Annotated in this window: 25 protein-coding genes and 1 pseudogene; 17 read left to right on the top strand and 9 right to left on the bottom strand. The window is 60.0% G+C overall.

The genetic code is table 11. From position 1 onward, the window contains the following. Positions 1–16 precede the first annotated feature (16 nt). The 4 genes from ACRDT3_RS11395 (at position 17) to ACRDT3_RS11380 (ending at position 2,652) form a co-directional block, all read left to right on the top strand. Positions 17–952, top strand: a complete 936-nt coding sequence (locus ACRDT3_RS11395; protein WP_431493077.1) for a substrate-binding domain-containing protein — start codon at positions 17–19, stop codon at positions 950–952. Positions 953–1,026: 74 nt separating this feature from the next. Continuing rightward, positions 1,027–1,950, top strand: a complete 924-nt coding sequence (locus tag ACRDT3_RS11390) for a ribokinase (RefSeq protein WP_431493076.1) — start codon at positions 1,027–1,029, stop codon at positions 1,948–1,950. A gap of 36 nt (positions 1,951–1,986) precedes the next feature. Further along, positions 1,987–2,370, top strand: a complete 384-nt coding sequence (rbsD, locus tag ACRDT3_RS11385) for a D-ribose pyranase (RefSeq protein WP_431493075.1) — start codon at positions 1,987–1,989, stop codon at positions 2,368–2,370. Between the two features lie 90 nt (positions 2,371–2,460). Then, positions 2,461–2,652: a hypothetical protein gene (locus tag ACRDT3_RS11380; RefSeq protein WP_431493074.1), complete on the top strand. Its 192-nt coding sequence runs from the start codon at positions 2,461–2,463 to the stop codon at positions 2,650–2,652. A gap of 131 nt (positions 2,653–2,783) precedes the next feature. On the opposite strand, the gene ACRDT3_RS11375 is transcribed toward ACRDT3_RS11380, so the two are convergent. After that, entirely contained in the window at positions 2,784–3,692 is a 909-nt protein-coding gene (locus tag ACRDT3_RS11375; RefSeq protein ID WP_431493073.1) for a LysR family transcriptional regulator, read from the bottom strand. Between the two features lie 68 nt (positions 3,693–3,760). Beyond that, on the bottom strand, positions 3,761–4,774 hold the full coding sequence (locus tag ACRDT3_RS11370; RefSeq protein ID WP_431493110.1) for an MBL fold metallo-hydrolase: 1,014 nt from the start codon (positions 4,772–4,774) through the stop codon (positions 3,761–3,763). 229 nt (positions 4,775–5,003) lie between these two features. Between ACRDT3_RS11370 and ACRDT3_RS11365 the strand changes: the two genes are divergently transcribed. The 5 genes from ACRDT3_RS11365 (at position 5,004) to ACRDT3_RS11345 (ending at position 9,400) form a co-directional block, all read left to right on the top strand. Then, positions 5,004–5,993 (top strand): ABC transporter substrate-binding protein, encoded by a 990-nt coding sequence (locus ACRDT3_RS11365; protein ID WP_431493072.1) that lies wholly within the window; start codon positions 5,004–5,006, stop codon positions 5,991–5,993. A gap of 33 nt (positions 5,994–6,026) precedes the next feature. After that, the gene (locus tag ACRDT3_RS11360) at positions 6,027–6,803 is read left to right on the top strand and encodes an ABC transporter permease (protein ID WP_431493071.1); all 777 of its coding nucleotides are present in this window, start codon (positions 6,027–6,029) and stop codon (positions 6,801–6,803) included. Positions 6,804–6,805: 2 nt separating this feature from the next. Further along, a complete protein-coding gene (locus ACRDT3_RS11355) occupies positions 6,806–7,609 on the top strand; it encodes an ABC transporter permease (protein WP_431493070.1) in 804 nt (267 codons plus the stop codon). A 15-nt stretch (positions 7,610–7,624) separates the two neighbouring features. Beyond that, entirely contained in the window at positions 7,625–8,455 is an 831-nt protein-coding gene (locus tag ACRDT3_RS11350; protein ID WP_431493069.1) for an ABC transporter ATP-binding protein, read from the top strand. Positions 8,456–8,599: 144 nt separating this feature from the next. Continuing rightward, positions 8,600–9,400, top strand: a complete 801-nt coding sequence (locus ACRDT3_RS11345) for an oxygenase MpaB family protein (protein WP_431493068.1) — start codon at positions 8,600–8,602, stop codon at positions 9,398–9,400. A 12-nt stretch (positions 9,401–9,412) separates the two neighbouring features. Here the strand turns inward: ACRDT3_RS11345 and ACRDT3_RS11340 are convergent, their stop codons facing one another. After that, a complete protein-coding gene (locus ACRDT3_RS11340; protein WP_431493067.1) occupies positions 9,413–9,898 on the bottom strand; it encodes a DUF6328 family protein in 486 nt (161 codons plus the stop codon). Between the two features lie 167 nt (positions 9,899–10,065). Here ACRDT3_RS11340 and ACRDT3_RS11335 point away from each other — a divergent pair, with 167 nt between their 5' ends. Both ACRDT3_RS11335 and ACRDT3_RS11330 read left to right on the top strand, forming a co-directional pair. Beyond that, on the top strand, positions 10,066–10,431 hold the full coding sequence (locus ACRDT3_RS11335; RefSeq protein ID WP_431493066.1) for a hypothetical protein: 366 nt from the start codon (positions 10,066–10,068) through the stop codon (positions 10,429–10,431). 53 nt (positions 10,432–10,484) lie between these two features. Next, positions 10,485–12,941 (top strand): ABC transporter, encoded by a 2,457-nt coding sequence (locus ACRDT3_RS11330; protein ID WP_431493065.1) that lies wholly within the window; start codon positions 10,485–10,487, stop codon positions 12,939–12,941. A gap of 7 nt (positions 12,942–12,948) precedes the next feature. Here the strand turns inward: ACRDT3_RS11330 and panD are convergent, their stop codons facing one another. The 4 genes and pseudogenes from panD to ACRDT3_RS11310 form a co-directional block, all read right to left on the bottom strand. Further along, positions 12,949–13,371, bottom strand: coding sequence for an aspartate 1-decarboxylase (gene panD, locus ACRDT3_RS11325; protein WP_431493064.1), 423 nt, complete (start codon positions 13,369–13,371; stop codon positions 12,949–12,951). 110 nt (positions 13,372–13,481) lie between these two features. Beyond that, entirely contained in the window at positions 13,482–15,023 is a 1,542-nt protein-coding gene (hutH, locus tag ACRDT3_RS11320) for a histidine ammonia-lyase (protein WP_431493063.1), read from the bottom strand. 180 nt (positions 15,024–15,203) lie between these two features. Then, complete coding sequence (locus tag ACRDT3_RS11315; RefSeq protein WP_431493062.1) at positions 15,204–15,776, bottom strand: DUF3060 domain-containing protein; 573 nt, start codon at positions 15,774–15,776, stop codon at positions 15,204–15,206. Positions 15,777–15,799: 23 nt separating this feature from the next. Next, a pseudogene (locus ACRDT3_RS11310) lies at positions 15,800–16,329 on the bottom strand (IS110 family transposase); the annotation flags it as partial. 755 nt (positions 16,330–17,084) lie between these two features. Between ACRDT3_RS11310 and ACRDT3_RS11305 the strand changes: the two are divergent. The 4 genes from ACRDT3_RS11305 to ACRDT3_RS11290 all read left to right on the top strand — a co-directional run bounded on the left by ACRDT3_RS11305 (position 17,085) and on the right by ACRDT3_RS11290 (position 19,262). Next, positions 17,085–17,279 (top strand): hypothetical protein, encoded by a 195-nt coding sequence (locus ACRDT3_RS11305; protein ID WP_431493061.1) that lies wholly within the window; start codon positions 17,085–17,087, stop codon positions 17,277–17,279. Positions 17,280–17,620: 341 nt separating this feature from the next. Next, the gene (locus tag ACRDT3_RS11300; RefSeq protein WP_431493060.1) at positions 17,621–17,974 is read left to right on the top strand and encodes a transposase; all 354 of its coding nucleotides are present in this window, start codon (positions 17,621–17,623) and stop codon (positions 17,972–17,974) included. A gap of 327 nt (positions 17,975–18,301) precedes the next feature. Continuing rightward, a complete protein-coding gene (locus tag ACRDT3_RS11295; protein ID WP_431493109.1) occupies positions 18,302–18,469 on the top strand; it encodes a hypothetical protein in 168 nt (55 codons plus the stop codon). 283 nt (positions 18,470–18,752) lie between these two features. Further along, positions 18,753–19,262: a Dps family protein gene (locus ACRDT3_RS11290; protein WP_431493059.1), complete on the top strand. Its 510-nt coding sequence runs from the start codon at positions 18,753–18,755 to the stop codon at positions 19,260–19,262. 81 nt (positions 19,263–19,343) lie between these two features. Here the strand turns inward: ACRDT3_RS11290 and hutU are convergent, their stop codons facing one another. Further along, positions 19,344–21,020 carry a urocanate hydratase gene (gene hutU / locus ACRDT3_RS11285; protein ID WP_431493058.1) on the bottom strand — a complete coding sequence of 559 codons (1,677 nt, stop codon included), beginning with the start codon at positions 21,018–21,020 and terminating at the stop codon, positions 19,344–19,346. A gap of 130 nt (positions 21,021–21,150) precedes the next feature. Further along, positions 21,151–22,365 (bottom strand): ROK family protein, encoded by a 1,215-nt coding sequence (locus ACRDT3_RS11280; RefSeq protein ID WP_431493057.1) that lies wholly within the window; start codon positions 22,363–22,365, stop codon positions 21,151–21,153. 158 nt (positions 22,366–22,523) lie between these two features. Here ACRDT3_RS11280 and ACRDT3_RS11275 point away from each other — a divergent pair, with 158 nt between their 5' ends. Continuing rightward, positions 22,524–23,264 (top strand): sugar phosphate isomerase/epimerase family protein, encoded by a 741-nt coding sequence (locus ACRDT3_RS11275; RefSeq protein WP_431493056.1) that lies wholly within the window; start codon positions 22,524–22,526, stop codon positions 23,262–23,264. Between the two features lie 5 nt (positions 23,265–23,269). After that, positions 23,270–24,382, top strand: a complete 1,113-nt coding sequence (locus ACRDT3_RS11270; protein WP_431493055.1) for a Gfo/Idh/MocA family protein — start codon at positions 23,270–23,272, stop codon at positions 24,380–24,382. Positions 24,383–24,391 lie beyond the last annotated feature (9 nt).

The raw sequence follows: 24,391 nt of genomic DNA, 5'->3' as shown, positions 1-24,391 counted from the left end.
TTCAAAGGAGAACCCCATGAAGAACATCATGCGCAAGACCGCAGCCGTAACCGTTGGCCTGGCCCTGGTGGCCGGCTTGGCTGCCTGCAACCGCGGCACCGAGGCAGAGGCCGGCTCGGCCACCCTGGCAGTGTCCACCCTGAACAACCCGTTCTTCGTCGACCTGCGTGATGGTGCCCAGGCCGAGGCAGAGGCGCAGGGCATCGACCTGTCCGTCGTCGACGCGCAGAACGACTCCGCAACCCAGGCCAACCAGTTGGCCACCGCTGCAACCAACGGCTCTGCGGGGCTGATCATCAATGCCGTGGATACCGAAACCGCTGAAGCCGGCCTGGCCCCGGTGGCCGAGGCCGGCCTGCCGATCGTTGCCGTTGACCGCGCCGTGGGCGAGACCAAGATCGCTTCCTTCGTGGCTTCGGATAACGTGGCCGGCGGCGAGCAGGCTGCCAAGGCACTGGGAGAGGCACTGGGCGGCAAGGGCAAGATCATCGTGCTGGAAGGCGTGCCAGGAGCCTCGGCAACCAACGAGCGCGGCGAAGGCTTCGACAAGGGCCTGGCCGGGTACAAGGACATCGAGGTTGTCTCCTCGCAGACCGCCAACTTCGACCGTGCAGAAGCACTGGACGTTGTCACCAACCTGATGCAGGCCAACCCGGATGCCGTGGGCGTGCTGGCCATGAACGACGAAATGGCCCTGGGCGCAATCCAGGCGCTGGGCGACAAGGCCGGCAAGGACGTCAAGGTGGTCGGATTCGACGGCACCGATGACGGCTTCAAGGCCGTCGAGGCCGGCACCCTGGTTGCCACCATCGCCCAGAACCCAGCCGAGCTGGGCAAGCAGTCGGTGCAGATCCTGGCCAAGGCCATCAAGGGCGAGGAAGTCGAAGCCAACGTGCAGGTAGCCGTTGACACGGTTGACGAGAAGAACGTCGCCGAGTACGCAGGCGAGTAATCTGCCCTTAGCGGCAACCAAGCAGTGCACCGGCGCCCATCGGCCGCCGGGTGGAGAGAACCAGAGGAATTAGCATGCAGCAGGACATCCAGGTCACCATTGTGGGCTCTAGCAACGTGGACATCACCGCGCTGATGGCCCGCCTTCCCGGCCCGGGCGAGACCGTGCTGGCAGATTCCTACCAGCTCTCGCCCGGCGGCAAGGGCGCCAACCAGGCGCTGGCCGCCGCGCTGGCCGGTGCCGCCACAGAATTCATCGGCGCCGTCGGCAACGACTCGCACGCCGGAATCGCCCTGGGCCAGCTCGAAGAGGCCGGGGTGAAGCTGGATCGCGTGGCCCGCGCCAGCGAGCCAACCGGCGTGGCCATCATCCAGGTGGATGCGGCCGCGGAGAATTCCATCGCCGTGGTTTCCGGAGCCAACTCGACGGTCACCGGTGAAGCCGTGAAGGTGGCCGGGAGGATCGAGGGCATCGTGGTGCTGCAGGGAGAAATCCCCGCCTCCGGCATCAAGGCCGCCATGGATGCTGCCACCGAGCGCATCGTGCTCAATCTGGCGCCAGTGATCGAATTGGACCGCGAGTACCTGCTCAAGGCCAACCCGCTGGTGGTCAACGAGCATGAAGCCGAAGCCGTGCTCCAGCAGCTGAATCCGCACCCTGCCCGCCGGTTCGACGGCAAGTACGAGCGCCTCGCCGGAATGCTGGTAGAGGAAGGCATCGCCAGCGTGGTCATCACCCTCGGCGCCAACGGCTGCCTGGTTGCCGACCGCTTCCCAGAAGAAAACGGCGGAGTCCAGGTTCGCTCGCTGCCCGCGGTGAAGGTCAAGGCCGTGGACACCACCGGTGCCGGCGACGCGTTCACCGGTGCGGTGGCTGCCCGCTTGGCCAATGGGGATGATCTGGCACAAGCCGCAGAATTTGCCGGCAAGTTCGCCGCGCTGACTGTGCAGGCACACGGAGCGCAGGCTTCCTATCCGCGTTCCCTGCAGAACCTCTAAGTTCCCTTTTTTCGAGCAAGACCTAAGGAAGCCGCCGTGCTGAAATCCGAAATTCTCAACGCCCCGATGCTGGCCGCCTTGGCCAAATGCGGGCATACCGACACCGTGGTGATAGCGGATTGCGGCCTGCCGCTGCCGGAAGGCCCAACGGTCATCGACCTGGCCCTGGTGCAGGGGCTGCCCAGCTTCGAGCAGGTGCTCGAGGTCTTGGCCCGGAACATGGTTATCGAGAACAGCACCCTGGCTGCCGAAGCCGAAAGCGGCCCGGTGCAGGAACTGTGCCTGGACAAGGGACTGGATCCTGACTTCATCTCCCACGAAGAGCTGAAAGCAGAACTGCCCCAGGCCAAGGTCATCGTGCGCACGGGTGAAGCTACCCCATATGCCAACGTGATCCTGCACTGCGGTGTAGCATTCTAGGCAACCAGCTTTGAGCCGGTGCCCGCCATTATTGCGGGCACCGGATTTCACGGCTCTATTGCGGCAGCGGCCTATCCTGGGAGTCATGCAGTGAAGAAGATATTCTATTCAGCTTTTGCCCTCATGGTGCTGGGGGCCGCCGTCCTGATTCTCACCGTGCCAGCGTTGTTCAGCGACCCGAGCCTGATGCTCAAGAGCATTGCGGTGATCGCGGGAACCTTGTTCATGGCCGCAAGCTGGGTCGTTGTCCTGCTGAAGAACGGTGCGACGCAAGGATCCTGAGCTGATATTTTCCGAAAGCTCTAGTCCAGTTCCGCCGATACCATCTTCTTGAAGATGGCAGTAGATGAACGACAACCGATCGATGGGGAACGCATCAGCTAGTTAATGGCAGAATTTACCGTCCCGCGCGATTACAGGGAGGTATGGCTGATCAGTTCGCGACAATACTCCAAAGCGGCACTGAGCCGCCGTGACAGAGGGGCACCAGGCATCGTGCACAGAACAATTTCGCGCACTTGTCCGCCTTCAGACAATGGCCTGTAGGCGATGGGCAGACCGTCGAAGCTCAAGTCATGGGGTGGACGGACTCCGGTCACGGTGAATCCCAAACCACGGGCTACCGCGGAACGGATTGTCTCGATTGATCGGCTGGTCAGCAAGGGCTCAGATTGGATTCCGTGGCTACGCAACAAGTTAGTTACCAGGGTGCCGATAGGTTCTTGGTCCAAAAGCACGTATGGGTAAGCAGCCAGGTCATCCAGATTAATGGATTCCTCTCCGGCGAGATCATGATCGACTGGCAACGCCACATACAGTGGATGGCTGCCGAGCGAATGCGAAATCAGATCGCTGGATACGTGCTGCTTGTAAATGAGGATTCCTTCGCAGCGGCCCGCGCGCAAGTCTGCTTCGATGGCTCGTGGATGCCCCTCTAGAAACCGAAGCGTGACAGCTGGATATTCCCTGGTGAAGTATCCGGCAAGCTGGGGAAGCAGCGTTGGAGATAGGCTTTCGAAACAGCCAAGCCGCAGGGTTCCACTGACCGAGCGCCCGAACGTTGCAGCTCCATCTTCAAGATCCTGAAGCTGTTGAAGTACCGACTGAACCGAAACGCTGAAGGCACGGCCAGCCGGCGTCAGCGTGAGATTCCGGGATTTTTGCCGAGCGAACAGCTGGACATTCAGGGCCGATTCCAATTGCAGAATCCCAGATGAAAGACCAGCCTGGCTCACATGGCACAGCTTTGCGGCTGCTGTAGCGCTGCCGGTCTCCATCACAGCTTGGAAATATTCAAGCTGCCGAATTGTCATGCGGATCATCTTCATATTCTAGTCATGCATCTTCCAAGGCCAAGTTGCGCATTTCGCCTGCCGAGGTTCCCCAGAAGCTATTCGACCACCGAATTCTTCGCTTTCGCGTGTACGCAGATGACGCCCAAATCCTCGGCGATAACAAGTGATCCATCGAATTCTTCTGCCGCGGTTTGCCAGCTTTCGGAAGGGGCATTGGCCGGAACCAGATGGTGGAGCACAAGTGTTCCGACTCCTGCTTTTTGTGCGATCCGGCCAGCATCCTTCGCAGTTGTGTGCGCTCGGCTGTGATGCGACATCACCGAAGCGCGGACTTGTTCATTTGGATACGTGGTTATCGCTTGTTGAGCGACAACGTCCAAATTGATGGCCTCGTGGAGCAAGATGTCGCAGCCCCGAGAAATATTGATGGTGTTTTGGCAATATCCGGTATCGCCTGAAATGACAACCGATCCGTACTTGGAGTCGAACCGGAAAGCGTAAGCCGGGGCCGTTGGATGATGATCGACGAGGATGGCCTTGACGGAAACACGCTCATCCTCGAATACGACGAATGGTTCCATATCCGGTGCAACGTTTTCGTTGGGATCAAATGGAACCGCGCCGGGCAACCTGATATCTCTGACGTCGAACTTTGTTGCTGGGGATGGGGCACCGTAATCAAAAATTCGATCATTGATGTCGGTCGAATAGCTGCGCATGAGTCGATCGAAGGTCTCGGTAATGCCCGGCACAGGCGATTCGGGATTGACTGGTTTGGGCACTTCCTTGGCTAGCGGAGTCAATGGCGGCAGCTTGCCACGGTCGCCTGGGCCGAAAATCCTGACTTTCCGTTGCCCTATTTCATTTCGGGCAAAGAGGAAGAGGCTGGAAAGGTCCACTGTGTGATCTGAGTGCATGTGCGTAATGAACAGGGCTTCAACCGAACCGAAGGTGTAGCCGGCACTGCGTAATTGGCGGCCTGCCCCGTAGCCGAAGTCGACGAGGTAAACGCGGCCATCCACAACGACTGCGGTGCAGATGCCAGCATCGATTTCGTCGTGTCCCCACCAGACAGGACCTCCTGCAGTTCCCAGGGTGATTGCGTGCATGCCTTCGCCAGCCGTTTGCATATTCAAGTCAATGTCCAATTCGTCAGAGGGTGCTATACGAAAATCTCAACTTATTCAGTCAACTGAAGCAAACAGTTTTTAGTTATGTACCACATCGAAACTTAGTGTTATCGCTTAATCGTGGACCGTGAAACCATGAATTCAAATCAGTGGCGCTAGTCACACCCAAGCGCAGTTCTAGCGAACTTGCCCGGAAGGAACGAACGACATGATGAAAACCAGGAAACTAGGTGTCCTTGCGGCATCCGCAGCAATCGTAGCCCTCGGGATAACGTCCTGCTCCTCGAATACCTCTTCCGAAGCGGGAGAAGCCCAGGGGCCACTGACCGTCAGCGTGGACGGAACGACCTCGGGTGCTGCGATTACCTTGGGAATGGAACAAGGGTTCTTCGAAGACGAAGGCCTTGAACTGGAGATTACGACGAACGGAAATCCTCCAGCAGCCTCGGCCGCGTTGCAGAGCAATAAGGTCGACATCGGCTCAATCCCGCTGATACCAGGCATAAATGCCCAGAAAAAGGGCATCCAAGTAACTTCCATCGCGCCTGTCGTCGGATACCCAGAAGACGTGAAAGAAGAATCAGAATTCGATACCTACGGTGTCTACGTCAACTCCGACAGCGGCATTTCATCGCCAAAGGATCTCGAAGGCAAGAAGGTAGGCGTCAATGCACGAAAGGCGATCTTCGAAGCTTTTGTCACTGACGAAGTCGCCAAAGACGGTGGCAATCCGGAAAACGTCGAGTGGATTGCTTTGGATTTCGGATCTCAGATTGAGTCGCTGAAGTCCGGACGTGTAGATGCCATTACCCTTCCAATGCCGTTTACTTTGGAGGCCGAAGCCAACGGCGCTGAAAAGTTGTGGAGTCCGGGCGTTGCATTCTACGAAGGTGGAATGACCAGTACCTGGATGGTTGGGCCGGAAATGTCCAAAGACAATGAAACCATCGCGAAGTTCCAACGAGCAGTAATGAAATCCAATGCCTACGCAAATGAGCATCGGGATGAAGCCATTGCCACCGCAGCCGAGCTTACGGGAATCGAAGAGAAGCTTATTGTCGACAGCGGAAAGTTCACCTACTTCCCAACCGTCATGGACTCCAGCGACATCAGCCGTATTAGCGAGAAGCTGGTAGGCATCGGATTCTTGGATTCTCCTCTGCAGGTTACCGATAAGATCGCAGTCCCGCTGCCATAACCAACTGCTGGATATCAACTAGGAGCCAGAATCGTGAGCACTGCTACTACTAGAAAAACCGTTCTCGGCATTGCGGGCCTCGTCTTGGCAGTGCTGGCATGGCATGTGGCAGCGGCCGGGCCGATGAAAGGCTCGCCGCTGCCTACCCCCGGAGAAGTACTCGCTGCCACAAGCGATCTGGTGCAGAGCCTGGAATTCTGGGCATCATTGGCCGTGACCATGGCCATGGCCGCCAAGGGGTTTGCATTAGCTCTGGTAGCAGGCGTGATACTGGGCATGGCTGTCGGCTGGTTCGGCATGGTTGGCAAGGCCTTGAGCTTTGTCATTGAATTCTTGAAGCCGATTCCGCCCATTGTCATCATGCCATTGGCGATCTTGGTATTTGGGCCCACCCAGCAAATGGGGGAGTTCCTCGTTTTCTACGGTTGCTTGCTGCCGATCTTGTACCAAACCGCAGCTGGAGTGCGTGAAACTGACCCAGTTGCTATACAAACGAGCCGATCCTACGGGGTTGGGACGGGCGAGATTCTCGGTCGAGTGGTGCTTCCATCGGCTTCGGCCTTTATCGCGACGGCAGTTCGCACGGCAATACCGATCGCATTGATCGTTTCAGTGGTAACCGGACTGCTCGGCGGTGGTCCTGGATTGGGCTACGAAATCCAGAGAGCGCTAAGCGCCAATGAAACCGCTGAGCTTTATGGATTGGTCCTGGTACTTGGAGCGGTGGGACTGCTCTTGCAGTTGCTCAGCGGCGGTATCGAAGTCAGTGTCTTGAAGTGGCATCCGTCCTATCGAAAGGTGGTGCATTAAACATGTCTAAGCTCGTGGACAAGACGGTCCAGAAACATCGCCAATTCGGCCTTGCCCTGCAAATCGGGGTTCCGTTGGCCTTGCTCGGTATTTGGTGGGCCTGGTCCAGCAAGAGCACCAACCCCTTTTTCCCTCCCCTTTCTGAGATTTTCGTGAGATTCAGGGAACTGTGGCTTTTTGACAAGTTCGTGAGCGACATCGTTCCCAGCTTGGGAAATCTTGCCGCTGGCTTCGGTATCGCAGTCGTCCTCGGAGTTGTTCTGGGTTTGCTCTTTGCACTGGTGCCCATGCTTTCAGAACTGCTGTCGCCGCTGATCCACTTCTACCGTGCAGTTCCGTCGATCGCCATTATTCCTGTATTCATCAGCTTGTTGGGCTTTGGGAATGAAGTGCGTCTGCTGGTCATTGTCCTGGCGGCGTTTCCTCCAACGTGGATCGCGACCATGGACGGAATCAAAGCAGTCGAGCCGCAACTTCACGAGGTAGCAAAGGTCTATCGCATTACCAACGCCGAACGTGTTCTCGGAATGCTCCTGCCTTCTGCACTTCCGCAAATCTTCACGGGCTTGCAGGCTAGCTTGCAGTTTTCCTTCGTGGTCATGATTGCCACCGAAATGCTCGGATCTTCCGTTGGAATTGGTGCTCTGACGATTCTCGCTCAGCAAAATTTCGCGAGCGTGGACATGTGGGCCGGGATCGTGCTTCTAGGAGTTATCGGATTCTTCTCGAACTATCTGCTCGCCAGGCTCCGCGCACGCGTGCTGCGCTGGTACGACAAATCCAAAGCCCTGCAACTGGCATCTTAAAGGAGTCCGAAGAACATGCATGTTGAATCGCTAGATCCCCAAGCAACGACTAAATTCGAGGATAATCCAGTGCAAGCAGTTTTAAGCCTGAAAAACGTCAGCAAGCGCTACGGGTCCGGACCAGAGATTATCGCGGACCTTAATATGGACGTGAAGAATGCGGAGATCGTCTGCCTCGTCGGCCCGTCGGGAGTGGGCAAAACGACGCTGTTGAAATCGCTGGCCGGGCTCCATGACATTACGACCGGAAGTATTGAAGTCAACGGGCGCGTAATGTCGGGTCCACCGGAAGAGATGGCGTTGGTCTTCCAAGATTACAATCGCTCGTTGATGCCGTGGCTGACGGTCGAGGGCAACCTGAAGTTCCCGCTGCGGCATTTGCGACTTGGGCGTGAAGAAGTCTCGCGTCGTATCAGCGCGGCTCTGAAAGAAGTCGGGCTGGAACGAGCAGGTTCCAAATACCCATGGCAACTTTCGGGCGGCATGCAACAGCGTGTAGCGATTGCTCGTGCTTTGGCCTACAAGCCTGAAATCCTGATCATGGACGAGCCGTTTGCTTCCGTTGATGCGCAGACTCGCTTTGAACTCGAAGACCTGACCCGGCGTATTCGGGATGACCTCGGCATGACGATCTTGTTGGTTACCCACGATATTGACGAAGCCGTCTACTTGTCTGATCGGGTAGTTGTCTTAGGAGGACAGCCCGCGACGGTCCTCGAAGTCGTGGATGTGCCCCTTGGAACAGAACGTGATCAAGTAGAAACTCGAGCGACTCCTGCATACGCAGAACTTCGAAGCGATGTTATGCGAATGATCCAAACCGCGTCTGCAGCCTTGCGTTCTTGATAATTTCGACGGCACAATAATCCGGGAATGAAGGTCGCGACAGGGGGTTCGGTGCCGGTGGATTGCCTCGGAGAGGCACCGGCACCAAACGACAAATCTCCCATTGCCTAGTTGCTGCCCACCCTGATCCCTAGAATTAGTCTCATGGGGCGACAGAAGATTACAGGACAAAACGGTGAGCTGTTCTCCCGCATCGCGCCCGAAGCCGGGCTCCTGCTCGGCGCGGGCCGAGCCATCTTGCTTCAACTGGCTCACCCGCAGATTGGCCGGGCCATTGCCGAGCACTCTGATTTCGCCGCCAACCCGCTCAGCCGTCTGATTCATACCCTCGGCTATATCTATGCGTTGAGCAATGGCACAGCACAACAGCAGCGCAAGATCATCGCTCATGTTGACGCGGCGCACCGTCCCATTCGCGCAACGCGGGACAACCGCGGGCCCGCATATTCTGCGCTGGATCCCAGGCTGCAGTTGTGGGTGGCAGCCACGCTCTATGATTCGGCCCGTGTCATTGCCGGACAGATCATGGATGAAAACAAGGCCGACCTGGAAGCGCTCTACTTGCAGTACGCGCGGCTCGGTGATGCCTTGCAGATGCCAAGCAGCTACTGGCCACGGGACCTCAACGACTTCGAACAGTACTTTGCGCAGAATCAAGCCGCGCTGGAAGTCACCAACCAGACCCGGGCGCTGGCCCGTGAGCTATTCGAAGCGCGCCATGCCCCGTGGTGGATCCGGATCGGCATGCCGCTGATGCGCGACGTGACCATCGCCCAGCTGCCGGCCTCGGTGCGCGAGGGCTTCGGCTATCGCCTCACCGGAAAAGCCGCGAAGCGCAATGCCCGCGTGATCGCCGCCGCCAAGGCAGCCACGCGGCTGCTTCCGCGATTCATCAGGCATGCCCCGATGCGGTTGATATTGCGCCGCGTCGACAAGATGGCCTAGCCGGCCGGAAGCTCACGACCCCGAGCCGTTCTCGGAGCCAACCGGGATCAAGATCCGTGGCAGCGCCAGCAGCAGGAACAAGGTCACCAGGATCAGCGGCCCGCCGACCCAGGCACCGATTTGCCAGCCGAAGAGCACCTGCAACACAAACCAGACGCATCCCGAGACCAGCAGGCCCACGCCGATGCCCACGATCTTGACGATGGCGTGCCCCAAGCTGACCGTCTGCTCCTTCAGCCGCTGTCCGAAGAAATAGCGGTGCACGGCCACGGGAGTGATCAACAGCAGAATCAGCAACGTGGCCGCAACCAGCAGGATGATGTAGACGACTTCGTCGGTCCGGCTGAGCATCTCGAACCTCGCCTGGAACGGCAAGACCACCAGGAAGGCAGCCAGGATCTGCACACCAGTTTGCATCACGCGCATTTCCTGCAGCAGCTCATTCCACTGCCGGTGCGGTGCGCCGTCGCTGGTATCGGGATGGGAACGCTTGATCATCACTGTTCTCCTCGGCCGGAATCCGTCGGTTGGTTGAACCCCGCCGGCTCAAACGACTATGCCAAGCAATGCCGGTGCAGGCAAGAGCCTGCTGATCCACCGGGCCAAACTGTGGGTCGCGGGCAGTACATTGGGGACCCAGCCTGAACCGAACGATGGAGGACCAGTTGGAACTCGATAGCGCCGCCGAGAACAGCATTGATGTGTGGTCGATGCCAAGCCGGGGCCTGGCCTGGTGCGATTGCGGCAAAGGCCATGAGCTCACGGAGGATATCGTGTTCCAGGCTATTGCGGAAGCCGGATTCGAACCCAGCCGGCCGCTGACGCATGGACAACTGGTCGAGCTGATTGCCGATGTTTGGCACTACTCAGAGGTCTGCCGGTTCTTCCACCTGGCCGTGGAGCAGGCGGCGGCGCGTATCCACGGGAAGGTGGATGCAATCTACCCGTTGGATCACAGTCTCGATATCGTTGGATACTTCTCGAAAACCTGGCAAGGATGTCCCGACGCGGCGTGCCAATCCGAAGGGTGAGCTTGCGACTTGCGAATTGAGTCCGCGCCGTGCAGGCGCATAGTGTGGGAAAGATGAAGAGCTTTGCATCCTCCCGGGCACCTGCCAACCATGACGGATTCATCCACGTGCGGGGTGCCAACGAGAACAACCTGGACAATGTCGAAGTGCGCATTCCGCGGGATTCCATTGTCGCCTTCACCGGGGTCTCCGGTTCGGGGAAATCTTCCCTGGCTTTCGGAACCATCTTCGCTGAATCCCAGCGCCGATTCCTGGAATCGGTGGCTCCGTACGCGCGCCGCCTGATCGCCCAGGGGCACACGCCCAAGGTGGAATTCATCTCGGGGCTTCCACCGGCCGTGGCCCTGCAGCAGCGGGGTGGTGCTGCCAGTTCCCGTTCCACGGTCGGGACCCTGACCACGCTGTCCAATTCGGTGCGCATGCTGTTCTCCCGTGCAGGAATCTACCCCCAGGGTGCGGCGAGGCTGGATTCGGATGCCTTCTCCACCAACACCGCGGTCGGCGCCTGCGCGCAATGCCACGGTGCGGGAACGGTGCATTCGGTCAGCGAGGAATCGCTGGTTCCAGATTCTTCCCTGAGCATCAGGGATGGCGCGATTGCGGCCTGGCCCGGTGCCTGGCAGGGCAAGAACCTGCGAGACATCACCACGCACCTGGGATACGACATAGATATCCCGTTCCAGCAGCTGCCCGCGGAAACACGGAAGTGGCTGCTGTTCACCGAGGACCAGCCGGTCGTGGAAGTGACTCCGGAACGGGATCGCGTGGCCAAACCCTACAAGGGCCGGTTCTGGAGTGCCGAGCGCTATGTCCGGCACACGGTCGCGACCTCGAAGAGCGAGAACCTGCGGTCCAAGGCGCTGGCTTTCATGCATTCGCAGGATTGCCCGGCGTGCTCGGGGACGGGGTTCCGCCCCGATGCCCTTCAGATCACCTTTGACGGGCTGGATATCGCGGAATTCAACGGCAAGCCGCTAAGCTCCCTGGCCGAGATCTTGCGCCCCTTCGCGGCTGATGCCGGGGGAGAAGCGCAGACCGAAGTGGTGAGCACCATCAGCGCCGACCTGCTGGGCAGGATCGAGGTGCTGGTGGAGCTCGGGCTGGGCTACCTGAGCCTGGACCGTGCCACCCCGACGCTGTCGCCGGGGGAGATGCAGCGCTTGCGCATTGCCACCCAGCTGCGCGCAGGTTTGTTCGGTGTCATCTATGTGCTCGATGAGCCTTCGGCGGGGCTGCACCCGGCCGATGTGCAGCCGCTGATCGAGGTGCTCGACGCGCTCAAGGCCGAGGGCAACTCGGTGTTCGTGGTGGAGCACAACATGGATGTGGTCAGCCGTGCGCAGTGGATTGTCGACGTCGGGCCGGGTGCGGGCAGCAACGGCGGGCAGGTGCTCTACAGCGGAGAAGTCGCCGGCCTGTCCGAAATCGAAGCATCCGTGACCCGGCGCTTCCTGGATCCGGGGCCGGCGCCGCGGCGCGAGCCGCGCGAATCCGGCGGATGGGTGCGCCTGCGAGGAGTGGAGCTGCACAACCTTGCGGGAGTGGATGCGGCGTTCCCGCTGGGAGTCTTCTGTTCGGTCACCGGTGTATCCGGCTCCGGGAAGTCCAGCCTGGTCTGCGGGGCCCTGGCCCAGGCTGCCGGCGGCCCGGTGCTACCCGAAGCGGCGGAACTTGAGCTGGCCGCCGAGCGCGCGGTGATCGCCGAGGTGACCGGGGCACAGCAGCTCAGCCGGGTGGTGCTGATGGACCAGAAGCCCATCGGACGCACCCCGAGGTCCAATGTCGCCACCTACACTGGTCTGTTCGATGCGGTCCGCAAGGCGTTCTCCGAGCTGCCGTTGTCAAAAGAACGCGGCTACGACGCCGGACGGTTCTCCTTCAATGTCGCCGGCGGGCGCTGCGAAACCTGCCAGGGCGAAGGCTATCTGGAAATCGAGCTGCTCTTCCTGCCTGGGACCAATGGGCCATGCCCCGAATGCCACGGAGCCCGCTACAACGAGCAGACCCTTGAGGTCGAATACTGGGGCAAGAACATTGCGCAGGTTCTGGAGCTGGATGTGAGCGAAGCCGAGGAATTCCTCTCCGGGATTCCTGCAGCTGCGCGGGCGCTGGCCACCCTGCGCGAGGTGGGGCTCGGCTACCTGCAGCTGGGCCAGCCAGCCACCGAGATGTCCGGCGGCGAAGCCCAGCGCATCAAGCTGGCCACCGAGCTGCAGCGGCAGCGCCGCGGGCACACGCTATACCTGCTCGATGAACCGACCACCGGACTGCACCCTGCCGACGTGCAGCTGCTGGTATCGCAGCTGCAGCAGCTGGTCGACCAAGGCAACACCGTTATCGTGGTGGAGCACCAGATGGATGTGGTGGCCGCCAGCGACTGGGTGATTGACATGGGGCCGGCCGGCGGCGACGGCGGCGGGCAGATTGTCGCCGAGGGGACCCCGACGCAGGTGGCATGCAACGAGGCCAGCCGAACCGCGCAGTATCTTGCGCGTCGGCTGGCCTTGTGAAGCTGGGTTACTTGCTGTTCAGCAGTACGTGCGGCGGGGTCTGCACCCCGTCGGCCACTGCCTCGGCGGGGTCATCGCCCAGGTGGATGATCCGGTTATCGGCATCGACATGCACCACGCTGGGCACGTAGCTGCGCGCCTCGGCATCTTCCATCTGCGCGTAGCTGATCAGGATGACCAAGTCGCCGGGGTGCACCAGATGCGCTGCCGCACCGTTGATGCCGATAACCCCGCTTCCCGGCTCGCCCGCAATGGTGTAGGTTTCCAGGCGTGCGCCGTTGGTGATGTCGACGATGCTGACCAGTTCGCCGGGCAGGATATCCGAGGCTTCGAGCAGCTCGGAGTCGACGGTGACCGAGCCTACGTAGTGCAGGTCTGCCTGGGTGACAGTTGCCCGGTGGATCTTGGACTTGAACATGGTGCGTTGCATTGGATGATTCTTTCACGCGAGGTAAGTGGATTCCCGGTATCCAAGTTTACGCCTCTTGCCCGCAGATGCCCCAGCAATGTCCGTCACCCCACACAGTTGCCCGTGGACGGCTACTTAGCCAGATGGGTTTCCAGCACGCGATGCACTTCGCCGGTGGCCAGCAACTCGCACGCCGCTTCCAGCTCGGCAGAGAGGAAACGGTCCTCGCCCGGACCTGCGACCTTGGTGCGCAGCAGCTCCAGCACGGCGCCTGTGGCCGGGCCTGGCTGCAAAGGCTTGCGCAGGTCCAGCGCACGGCCGGCAATCAGCATTTCAATGGCGAGGATCCGGCGCAGGTTGCCCACCGCGGTGCGCAATTTGCGGGCCGCATGCCAGCCCAGGGAAACATGGTCCTCCTGCATTGCCGATGACGGAATGGAATCCACGCTCGCCGGTACTGCCAATCGCTTATTCTCGGCAACCAATCCTGCCTGCGTGTACTGGGCGATCATCATGCCCGAGTCCACGCCCGGGTCGTCGGCAAGGAAAGCCGGCAGGTCGCGGGACCGGGCAGGGTCGAGCATGCGGTCGGTGCGGCGTTCGGCAATGGAGCCCAGATCGGCAACCGCGATGGCCAGGAAATCCAGGACGTAGGCGACCGGAGCGCCGTGGAAGTTGCCGTTGGAGGTGACCTCGCCCGATGGCAGAACTACCGGGTTGTCGATGGCTGCCGCCAGTTCCCGGGTGGCGACCAGGCGTGCGTGGGCGATGGTGTCGCGCACCGCGCCGGTAACCTGCGGGGAGCAGCGCAGCGAGTAGGCGTCCTGCACCCGGCCGTCGCCTTCGCGGTGCGAGGCGACAATGGGGGAGCCGGATAGGAAGTTGTACATGTTCGCCGCACTGCGGCCCTGCCCCGGGTGCGGGCGCAGCGGCTCGTGCAGTTCGGCGCGGAAGACCTGGTCGGTGCCCATCTGGGCTTCGACGCTCATGGCCGCGGTGGCATCGGCAATGTCTGCGAGCTCTTCGAGATCTGCCAGTGCCATCAGCAGCTGGCCGAGCATGCCGTCGGTGCCGTTGACCAGCGCCAGGCCTTCCTTCTCCGCCAGTTCCACAGGCTTCAGTCCTGCCTCTGCGAGGAGCTCCGGCACGGGGCGCTGCACGCCCTCGCGGTCAGTGGCTTCGCCTTCGCCCATCAGGACCAGTGCGCAGTGGGAGAGCGGAGCAAGATCACCCGAGCAGCCCAGTGAACCGTATTCACGCACTACTGGGGTGATGCCGGCGTTGAGCAGTCCAACCATGGTCTCTAGCACGACCGGGCGTACGCCGGTGCGGCCGGAGGCCAGGGTCTTGGCGCGCAGGAACATCAGCGCACGCACCACTTCTCGCTCCACAGGTTCTCCCATGCCGGCTGCGTGCGAGCGGATCAGCGAACGCTGCAGCTTTGCCCGGTCCTCGGGCGCGATATGGCGCGTAGCCAAGGCACCGAAACCGGTTGAAATGCCATAGACCGGGGTATCGGCTGAGGCGAGGGCATCGATGTGGGCACGAACAGTTGCCAGGTCTTCGAGGACCTGTGGCGCGATGCTGATCTGTGCGTTGTGCCGGGCTACGGCAATCACGTCTTCGGCGGTGGCACCAGCCAGGTCCAAGGTGATGAGTGGGGAAGTGGGCATGATTAACAATCCGTTCTCTGCGCTGTCATGAGGTCTCTAATCTCCATTGTTCGGCAGAACGCGATGGTACGGCATCGATAATCGGGTCATCTGTCCGAAATGCCAGACAGTGCCTTGTGGGCAGAAAAGAACGGACCGCCATTGGCCATGCCAATGGCGGTCCGTTCAGCAATCCAGGTACTAGAACGTGATGCCTTCGAAGGCGTCCTCGCCGAACTTGTTGGAGGAACCGTTGTCGGTAACCTTGGCGTTCCCATTAAGGGATGCGGCAGAATTGCCGATGCCGCTAAAGGTTACCTGCTTGATGTTCTTGACCGCTGCGATATTCCCGCTGCCAGCCAGTTCAAGATTCGTGATGTGCGGAGCGACGATCATGTTTCCGGATCCAGAAACTGTCACGTTTTCGCAATCCCCGACGAGCTTGAGCATTTGCCCCATTTCGGCGATATCAATGCTCCCGGTGCACCTGACTTCAGTCGCTTGCGCATCGAGGAAATCATAGACGGACTGGAATGTGCTGTCCGCAGGAGCTTTCGGAACATTAGGAGTGCTGGTAGACGCGTCTTCCGAAGCCTTGGTGCTCGGAGTGACGCTACCTTCGATGGGACCAGCGTTCTCCGGAGCCGTGGTTTTTTCCGCTGGAGCGCTTGAGTCTTCACTGGAGGATTGAATGCTTACGCAACCTGACAGCGAGACGGCAAGAAATACAACCGCCAGCGGACCAGCAAAGCGTTTGGCTATTTTCGGGAACATTTCCATCCTGTCAGTTGAACGGGTTTCTTTAGTTTCGCATCGATTTTGGCTTTGCCTGCATGCTGCAGCGTGCAGGGGTGGGCCAGACGACGAGGACTTCCAATGTCACGTCGTAGTCTAGCCGGGCACCGAGCAAGCGCTCGAGGGGCGGATGGATCTGGGTGTGCATTCCCCGCGCGGCTTCCTCCTTGTCCGAGACCTGCAGGCCATGTAGCGTGTACTGCATCGTGAGGGCCGCATTGTCGATGAAGAATGCGTCTTTTTCGTCAGTTTTGGCTGTTCCCGGGTACATGTCGGCGATGCGGCGCATTGCCAGGCCTGGCAGGTAGGCCACGGTGATGTCCAGCGGCTGGGCTACCGCGACGGCCAGTGCGCCGATGGTGGCTAGCTGGTCCACAACGACCAAGACAGTGCCTTGGGTGCTGAGTTCCTGGTAATCCCTGGTGAGCTTAGCCTCGTCGTTCGGCAGGTGTCTGTTCCAGATCTTGCTGACGTCGAGGCCGAGGAAGATCTGGATGTTGTCGGTTTTCGTGAGGCTGGTTCCTTCGCGCATGGTCTCTCACCGGTTCGGCCAACCTGCTGGAGCAAAACCTTACATCCACGTTATGACTGAGGTCTGTGCACTGGTGGTGCTTGGCGTCGTGCTCTTAATTAGCCATCACCTCACTGTGCCTTCCCAGCCTCGATGGCAACACCCCCTGTGATCATTGAAGACAGGGGCAACACATCATGCCGGGACTGGTTGGTCGATAGCCTCCATGGTCCTGTCGGCGGCTATCAAAAAGAGATAACGGGTGCGCTCCAAGAGCATCGGGAACCAAGGCAGATGTTCCTCTCATTTTGGGCAGCCTGAGTACCAGCGGAGTTCACTGCTCCAGTCCCCTCCTACGAACATAGTATTTACAGTATTTAACTTTGCGACTAGGCTGAAACAAATACATTATCAAATCGTTAGGTGGTAAACGAGCATGTCAATGACGAGAATTATTGCACCCACCTCACTTGTTTTTGCTAGCACTGCTTTAGCCCTGGCTTCAGGATTCGGTGCCAACGCTGCAACGCCTTCTTCTCAGCTGAACCCTGGCAATATAGCTGAACCAGCGAAAATCTGCGGTTATCCAGACAACCCCGATCACTCCTGCGAATGGTGGGCTAACACTGATACCTGCTATCAAATCGCGCAGTCGAATGCTCCTCAGTGGCAGAAGCTTGCATGCTTCTACGCAGGGTTCAGCCGTAAGTAGGCTAGGAAGAAAATTCAATAGTCCTGTAAGAATAGTGTAAGCGTAGGTCGGAACGAGGACTCGTATGGATATTGCATCGATATTAATCGTCTGTGCCATTGTCGTATTGTGCGCATTGCCGTTCATTATCGGAGCGTTCCGGGGATTGGACAGGCGTGCTGACGATTTTGAAGGTTCCAATCCTGAAATTTCTCAAGCGCTTCGAGATGCCAGAAAGAATATCGACCGGGGAAAAGGATATTACGATCCAAGGTTGTAGGTCCATTTTTCTCTGAACAGGTAGGGGCTGGAACTTCTTAAAAGAATTTCCAAACCACTTTCTAACCCCGGCAAACAAACAACAACGCTTCTAGAAGTGTGTTCGCATTCACGAACGATCGTGCGCTATCAGGTCATGCGGCGCTGCTTCGAACGCTGAACTATGAAGGCCGGCGTAGTGCCCCAGGAACTGGGGTCTGGCACATGCCGAGCCAGTTAAGGCACCTAAGTTGTTAGCCTGCTCCGTCGCGCAGCGTCTGGTTACCGGGATAGGGCTGGAAGCCCATTGAGCCGCACCGGGTTTAATAGAGGCAAGGAAATTGGAAAAGGAACACTTCTCTCTTGCCGATCAGATACACCGACGAACTCAAGACCCATGCCGTGGACCTCGTGATCCACGCGCAGGCCGATTCCAGCACAGCGAACGGCGCGATCCGACGCGTCGCCAAAGAGCTAGCTCTGAGCAGCGAAACGCTGTGCACCTGGGTCCGCAACTATAAGAGCAGCGGCGCGATGACACCAGCGCAGTCCATTGACCTGGAAGCCGAGAATAAACGCCTGCGCGCCGAACTGGCCGAAACCAATCGGGCCAATGAGATCCTGAAGAAAGCAGTGACTTTTCCAGAATCATGCCCGGTGGATCTGGTGGATCGCCAGTTCACCGCGGCATCCCCCAATCTTCTTTTGGCTGGCTGATATAACGTACGTTTCAACCCAGGTCGGGTGGGTCTACGCGATGTTCATTTTGGATTTGTTCACCCGCGAAATCGTGGGCTGGCAAGTACTCCTCACATGCGGGAGTCACTGGTCAGGGATGCTTTGATGATGGCCCTGGCAAGGAAGTATCAAGATGGCGAGGACGCGACCGGTCTCGTCCACTACAGATCGCGGCGTGCAATTCCGGTTCATTGGATACGGGCTAGCCTTGGCCGAGTCCAAGGTCGTTGCTTCGGTAGGTTCCATGGGCGATTCCACGATAATGCCATGGCCGAGGCGCTGTACTCGGTCTAGAAGGCAGAATGGATCGACCGGAAGCAATGGTCTGGGCAGGTTGCAGTCATGGCCGAGACCTCCGGGTGGGTTGGCTGGTACAGCTCCCAGCGGTTGCATTCGGCGCTCGGATACAGGTCGCCGGCACGGGTGCATCAACTGTGGACAGAACAGACGCTGACGAACGATGTGGCTGCTTAGGAAACGAGTCAAAGAGCTATATAAAACTTGGAGCTTGACACTTCAATGCAAGTTTGTGCTACAAGCAGGCATGGGTCCCAGCCAATGACTTTAACCTGGGAAACGGTTAGCCGGACTTCCTTTGCAGGTGCCGGCGAAACTCATTCGGCGTGAGGAGAAAGCTGAATGTTGTCCGAAAGAATCGTCCATCTGTTCGGAATCCAGACGGCAAGTCGATAGTGTCCACAGTGGGACACCGAGAAAGGTCTTGCCCCAAGCGTCCATGACAACGTAAGGAGAAGCATTGGCTAATTCGAAGAAGACTCCAGCAAAGAAAACTGATCGCGAGAACGCCGAGAACGGATTCGTGGCCCCGGAAGTGCTGCGCGATTCCTTGCAGACCGTGCTGATCCAGCTGCTGGACCTGCAATTGGTAGGCAAGCAGATCCACTGGAATGTTGTCGGTCCCAATTTCCGCGACCTGCACCAGAACCTTGACGAAATCGTCGATATTGCACGCCGCGGTTCCGACGAAATCGCCGAGCGGATGCGCGCGTTGCATGCCACCCCCGACGGGCTGGCAGCAACTGTCACGAAGTACACGAAGCTGGAACAGCCCGTGAACACCGAAATCCTGACCACTAATGCAGTGGACATGGTCGTCGAGGCGCTGCAGACAACTGTGGGCCTCATGCGCGAGGTCCATGACCCGGTGGACGAAGCGGATCCAACCACCGCCGACATCCTGCACCAATACATTGCGGATCTGGAGCAGCAGGCCTGGTTTATCAGTGCCGAAACCCGCAAGCCGTAGATCCGGCAGCGGTGACCTGCAATTAGATGGCATTAGCTTGAGGCGCCGCGTTGGTGGCGCCTCAAGCTTATTTAAAGGGTGCTACTTATCCTGTGCTGCCATCGGAATGCGCACGCCGCGCTCGGCGGCGACCTCGGTGGCGCGTTCATATCCTGCATCCACGTGGCGGATGACGCCCATGCCCGGATCATTGGTGAGCAGGGATTCGAGCTTCGCGGCAGCCAGTTCGCTGCCGTCAGCCAGGGAAACCTGGCCGGCGTGGATGGAACGGCCCATGCCGACGCCGCCGCCATGATGGATGGATACCCACGAGGCCCCGGAGCTGGTTGCGGTCAGCGCGTTCAGCAGCGGCCAGTCAGCCACGGCGTCGCTGCCGTCCTTCATGGCCTCGGTCTCGCGGTAAGGCGAAGCGACCGAACCCGAATCCAGATGGTCGCGGCCGATCACGATAGGTGCAGAAACTTTGCCTTCGGCGACCAGCTGGTTGAACAGCAAGCCAGCCTTGTGGCGCTCGCCGTAGCCCAGCCAGCAGATGCGCGCCGGCAGGCCCTCGAACTCCACGTGCTTCTCGGCGGCATCCAGCCAGCGGTGCAGGTGCTCGTTTTCCGGGAACAGTTCCTTCAGTGCCTGGTCGGTGACCTTGATGTCCTCCGGATCCCCGGACAACGCTACCCAGCGGAATGGGCCCAGGCCCTCGCAGAACAGTGGGCGGATGTAGGCCGGGACGAAGCCCGGGAACTCGAAGGCGCGGGTGAAACCGCCCTTGCGCGCCTCATCGCGGATCGAGTTGCCGTAGTCGAAGACCTCCGCGCCGGCGTCCTGGAACCCCACCATCGCCTCGACCTGCGCAGCCATGGCAGCCTGGGCCTTCTTGGTGAAGCCTGCCGGATCGGCTTCGGCTTCGGCATGCCACCGGTCCACGGTGTATTCCACCGGCAGGTAGCTCAGCGGATCGTGGGCGCTGGTCTGGTCGGTGACGATGTCGAAGGTGAATTCCCCAGCTTCGTGGCGCTTGAGCAGCGCCGGGAACACCTCGGCGGCGTTGCCGGCGTAGCCTACCGACAGCGGGCGGCCCTCGGCTTTCGCTGCCAGGACTTTCTCAAGCGCCTTGTCCAGATCCAGCTCGACCTCATCGAGGTAGCGCTTGGAGGCACGGCGGCGCAGACGCGTTTCATCCACGTCAACGATCAGCACGGCACCGCCATTGAGGGTCACGGCCAGCGGCTGGGCGCCACCCATGCCCCCGCAACCACCGGTCAGGGTCAGGGTTCCGGCCAGCGAGCCGTTGAAGCGCTTCTCGGCGATTGCGGCGAAAGTTTCATAGGTGCCCTGCAAGATGCCCTGGGTGCCGATGTAGATCCACGACCCGGCGGTCATCTGGCCGTACATCATCAGGCCTTCGGCTTCCAGCTTGCGGAAGTGCTCCCAGTTGGCCCAGTCGCCAACGAGATTGGAGTTGGCAATCAGCACCCGCGGTGCCCACTTGTTGGTCTTGAACACGCCTACCGGCTTGCCGGACTGCACCAGCAGCGTCTCGTTCTCTTCCAGGTCCTTGAGCGTTTGGACAATCGCATCGAAGGCTTCCCATGAGCGGGCTGCCTTGCCGGTGCCGCCGTAGACCACGAGATCCTCGGGGCGTTCGGCAACTTCCGGATCCAAGTTGTTCATCAGCATGCGCAATGGGGCTTCGGTGGCCCATGACTTGGCGGTCAGTTCGGTACCGCGCGGGGCGCGGACAACACGTGGTTCGTGGCTCATGGCAATTCCTTACGATGTAACGTAGCTAACTGATTCCATCATTGGCTATCGGCCATGGCTTGGATACCGGAGAATAGGCAGAGCTGTCCGGTATTTCAGAATCAGGGGAATTTCCGGTCGCGTTCAGCTCCTAGCTGGCGGGGATTAGCGCCAGCGCGCTTCGTTCGATTGCCTCCGGGCTCAGGGCCTGGCTGATGGCGATCATGCTGGCTCCGCGCAGGGCGCCAACTTCCCAGCTGCGCGAGGTGCGAATCTGCAGATGCTGGGTGGATAGCGGGGCCCCGCGCTGGTAGACCACCTCGCGGATGCCTGCCAGCAGGTGCTCTCCTGCGGCGGAGATCCGTCCGCCGACCACGATCAGCGACGGGTTCAGCAAGCTCACGCTTGCAGCCAGTACTTCGCCCAAGTCGCGGCCGGCTTGGCGCACTGCGTGGATCGCCTGGATGTTCCCTGCATTCACCAGGGCGACCACATCGGTGTTGCTGTGGGCTTCGATGCCCTGCGCCCGTAATGCGGTGGCAATTTTGGGTCCGGCGGCCACGGCTTCCAGGCAGCCTTCATTGCCGCAATGGCAGTAGATGCCATCCCCGCGGCGGATACGCACGTGCCCGATATCGCCGGCCGTGCCCTGCGCTCCGCGTTGCAGCAGTCCTCCGGAAATGATGCCCGAGCCGATACCGGTAGCTAGCTTGACGAAAATGAAGTCCTCGCTGCCGGTCTCCAGCTGGTCCTTCTCGCCAATGGCCATCAGGTTCACGTCATTGTCCACGACAACCAAGGCGTCCAAGTGCTGCTGGAACCATGCCGGGATGTCGAAATCGTCCCATCCGGGCATGATTGGCGGATTCGCTGGACGGCCGGTCTCGAAATTCACCGGTCCTGGCACTCCCATGCCTATGGCAATGACATCCTCACGGGTGCGCCCCAGCGAATCGAGCAATCCATCGGCCAGGTCCATCGCGGTCTGCAAGATCGCTTCGGGTCCGTCAGCGAAGGAAATGGGCGCCTGGGATTGCACCAAGGGTGCGGGGGTCAAGTTGGTCAGCGCAATGCGCAGGTGGCTTGCTCCCAAATCGATGGCCAGCACCAGGCGGGCGTCGGGGAGCAGCGCGAGCCGCTGGGGAGGGCGGCCACCGGTGGACGCGCCATCTGCGATGGTGCCAATCAGGCCAAGCTGGATGAGCACGTCGAGGCGCTCTTGCAAGGTGGAGCGAGCCATGCCGGTCAGGGCGGCAAGGTCGGTGCGGCTGTGCGCGGCACCGTCCATGAACAGTTGCAAGACGTCGCCTGCACCACTGGCGCCGCGGGCGAACTGCAGGCTTTGGGGGCTCGAAGGATTGGCCATGAACCCAGTAAAACACAGCAATAGACGAGAAGCCGAAACACTTTAAAAGAATGTCGACATACTTCTATTGACTATCGACAAAAGTAAAACTAGTCTCAATGTGTGATGCAAGTCATGAGCATCTGGATCGCACCCACCACTTCTTTCAGGAGACGCCTTTGCCTGCCCACGACCTATCAATCCAGCTGTACACGCTGCGCGAACACATCGCAGAGGACCTGGCCGCGACACTTGAGCGAGTAGCTGGCATCGGCTACACGCAAGTCGAGCCCTACAACTTCGTGGCCCGCGCTGACGAGTATGCCCAGGCGCTGGCCAAGAACGAACTCAGCGCGCCAACGGCGCACGCACCGCTGCTCTCCTCGGACTACGACGAGGTCTTCGCCGCCGCCGGCAAGCTCGGCATCACCACCGTCATCGATCCGTTCATCCCGGCGGAGCAGTGGCAGGATGCCGAATCCATTCACGCCATCGCGGAAAAACTCAACGCCGCCTCCCGGCGCGGAGCCGAATACGGCATCAAGGTCGGCTACCACAACCACGACTGGGAAATCTCCAGCAAGATCAATTCCAAGACGGCCCTGGAATACCTGGCTAGCCTGCTGGACCCTGAAGTCGTCCTGGAAGTGGACACCTACTGGGTTGCCGTGGGTGGCGCCGATGTACTCCAGCTGCTTGAAGCGTTGGCTCCCCGCGTCGTGGCCCTGCATATCAAGGACGGGCCGAAGTCCAAGAACCACAAGGAACAGGTTCCGGTGGGCAGCGGCTCCATGCCGATCGACCAGATCATCGACGCCACCAGCGGCATGTTGCATGTGGTGGAGCTCGATGACTTCGCAGGCGACATCTTCCAGGCCGTGTCCCAAAGCCGCGCCTACCTCGTAGCAGAAAAGAACTAGGGCATATGGAATTTCAGAATCAGCCTATGGGCGTGGGCATTGTCGGAGCCGGCACCATCAGCGACCAATACCTTGAGAACCTCACCGCATTCCCAGACCTCGCCGTGCGGTTCATCGCCGACCTGGATGCCGAACGCGCAGCAAGCCAAGCGCGGAAATGGTCCGTCGAAGCCTCGGGAACCTACGAAGAATTGCTGGCCCGCAACGACATCCAGATCGTCGTGAACCTGACCATCCCGGCAGTTCATGTCGAGGTTGCCCTGCAGGCGGTGGCCGCCGGCAAGCACGTATGGGGCGAGAAGCCCTACGCGCTGGACCGCGAATCCGGCCGGCAGCTGGTAGAAGCCGCCAAGGCGGCCGGGGTCCGGGTCGCCGTAGCACCGGATACCATCTTGGGCGCAGGCATCCAGAGCGGACTGCGGCAGATTGAAAGCGGCGCCATCGGCACCCCGCTGTCCGGCCTGGCCATCTTCCAGGGCCCTGGCCCGGAATCCTGGCACCACAGCCCGGAATTCCTCTTCGCCAACGGCGCCGGACCGCTCTTCGACCTCGGGCCCTACTACCTGACCACTCTGGTGCGTGTCTTCGGCCCGGTAGCCAAGGTAGCCGCCCTGGGATCGCAGGCTCGCGCGCAGCGGGTGATCGGCGCAGGCCCCAAGGCCGGAACCAGCTTCCCGGTCGAGGTTCCAACCCACGTCGGAGCGCTGCTCTCCTTTGAATCCGGGGCCAGCGCGCAGTGCATCTTCAGCTTCGACTCGAAGCTCAAGCGTGCAGGGTTCGTGGAGATCTCGGGAACGGAAGGCACCGCGCAGCTCTCGGATCCGAACGAATTCACCGGCGACACCATCCTCCACCTGGCGGACCAGGAGCCGAGCGTTGTCGTTGCCCAAGGATCCAGTTACGGGCGCGGTACCGGCGTAGCCGAACTGGCCCAGGCCATCCGGGAGGGACGCAAGGAACGTGTGCCAGGGGAACTGGCGTTCCACGTCCTGGACATCATGGTCTGCGCCGCGGAAGCAATCGAATCGGGAACATTCGTCGAGGTGACCTCGACGGTAGAGCCTATCGCGCTGCTGGACCCGGCCTGGGATCCTTCGGCTCCCGGCATCCTCGCCTGAAGCACCACC

This window comes from Glutamicibacter sp., from assembly GCF_050701915.1.
Classification (GTDB): domain Bacteria; phylum Actinomycetota; class Actinomycetes; order Actinomycetales; family Micrococcaceae; genus Glutamicibacter.
The sequence above is the reverse complement of the archived record's forward strand: the minus strand, read 5'-3'. Positions and strand labels throughout refer to the sequence as shown.

What these genes read in the sequence shown, in the direction of transcription:
- ACRDT3_RS11390 (WP_431493076.1), top strand. Translation starts at nt 1,027, where the DNA reads ATGCAGCAGGACATCCAGGTCACCATTGTGGGCTCTAGCAACGTGGAC.
- hutH (WP_431493063.1), bottom strand. Translation starts at nt 15,023, where the DNA reads ATGCCCACTTCCCCACTCATCACCTTGGACCTGGCTGGTGCCACCGCC.
- ACRDT3_RS11355 (WP_431493070.1), top strand. Translation starts at nt 6,806, where the DNA reads ATGTCTAAGCTCGTGGACAAGACGGTCCAGAAACATCGCCAATTCGGC.
- ACRDT3_RS11345 (WP_431493068.1), top strand. Translation starts at nt 8,600, where the DNA reads ATGGGGCGACAGAAGATTACAGGACAAAACGGTGAGCTGTTCTCCCGC.
- ACRDT3_RS11395 (WP_431493077.1), top strand. Translation starts at nt 17, where the DNA reads ATGAAGAACATCATGCGCAAGACCGCAGCCGTAACCGTTGGCCTGGCC.
- ACRDT3_RS11305 (WP_431493061.1), top strand. Translation starts at nt 17,085, where the DNA reads ATGGATATTGCATCGATATTAATCGTCTGTGCCATTGTCGTATTGTGC.
- ACRDT3_RS11280 (WP_431493057.1), bottom strand. Translation starts at nt 22,365, where the DNA reads ATGGCCAATCCTTCGAGCCCCCAAAGCCTGCAGTTCGCCCGCGGCGCC.
- ACRDT3_RS11340 (WP_431493067.1), bottom strand. Translation starts at nt 9,898, where the DNA reads ATGATCAAGCGTTCCCATCCCGATACCAGCGACGGCGCACCGCACCGG.
- hutU (WP_431493058.1), bottom strand. Translation starts at nt 21,020, where the DNA reads ATGAGCCACGAACCACGTGTTGTCCGCGCCCCGCGCGGTACCGAACTG.
- ACRDT3_RS11375 (WP_431493073.1), bottom strand. Translation starts at nt 3,692, where the DNA reads ATGATCCGCATGACAATTCGGCAGCTTGAATATTTCCAAGCTGTGATG.
- ACRDT3_RS11270 (WP_431493055.1), top strand. Translation starts at nt 23,270, where the DNA reads ATGGAATTTCAGAATCAGCCTATGGGCGTGGGCATTGTCGGAGCCGGC.
- ACRDT3_RS11315 (WP_431493062.1), bottom strand. Translation starts at nt 15,776, where the DNA reads ATGTTCCCGAAAATAGCCAAACGCTTTGCTGGTCCGCTGGCGGTTGTA.
- ACRDT3_RS11330 (WP_431493065.1), top strand. Translation starts at nt 10,485, where the DNA reads ATGAAGAGCTTTGCATCCTCCCGGGCACCTGCCAACCATGACGGATTC.
- ACRDT3_RS11365 (WP_431493072.1), top strand. Translation starts at nt 5,004, where the DNA reads ATGATGAAAACCAGGAAACTAGGTGTCCTTGCGGCATCCGCAGCAATC.
- ACRDT3_RS11350 (WP_431493069.1), top strand. Translation starts at nt 7,625, where the DNA reads ATGCATGTTGAATCGCTAGATCCCCAAGCAACGACTAAATTCGAGGAT.
- ACRDT3_RS11370 (WP_431493110.1), bottom strand. Translation starts at nt 4,774, where the DNA reads ATGCACGCAATCACCCTGGGAACTGCAGGAGGTCCTGTCTGGTGGGGA.
- panD (WP_431493064.1), bottom strand. Translation starts at nt 13,371, where the DNA reads ATGCAACGCACCATGTTCAAGTCCAAGATCCACCGGGCAACTGTCACC.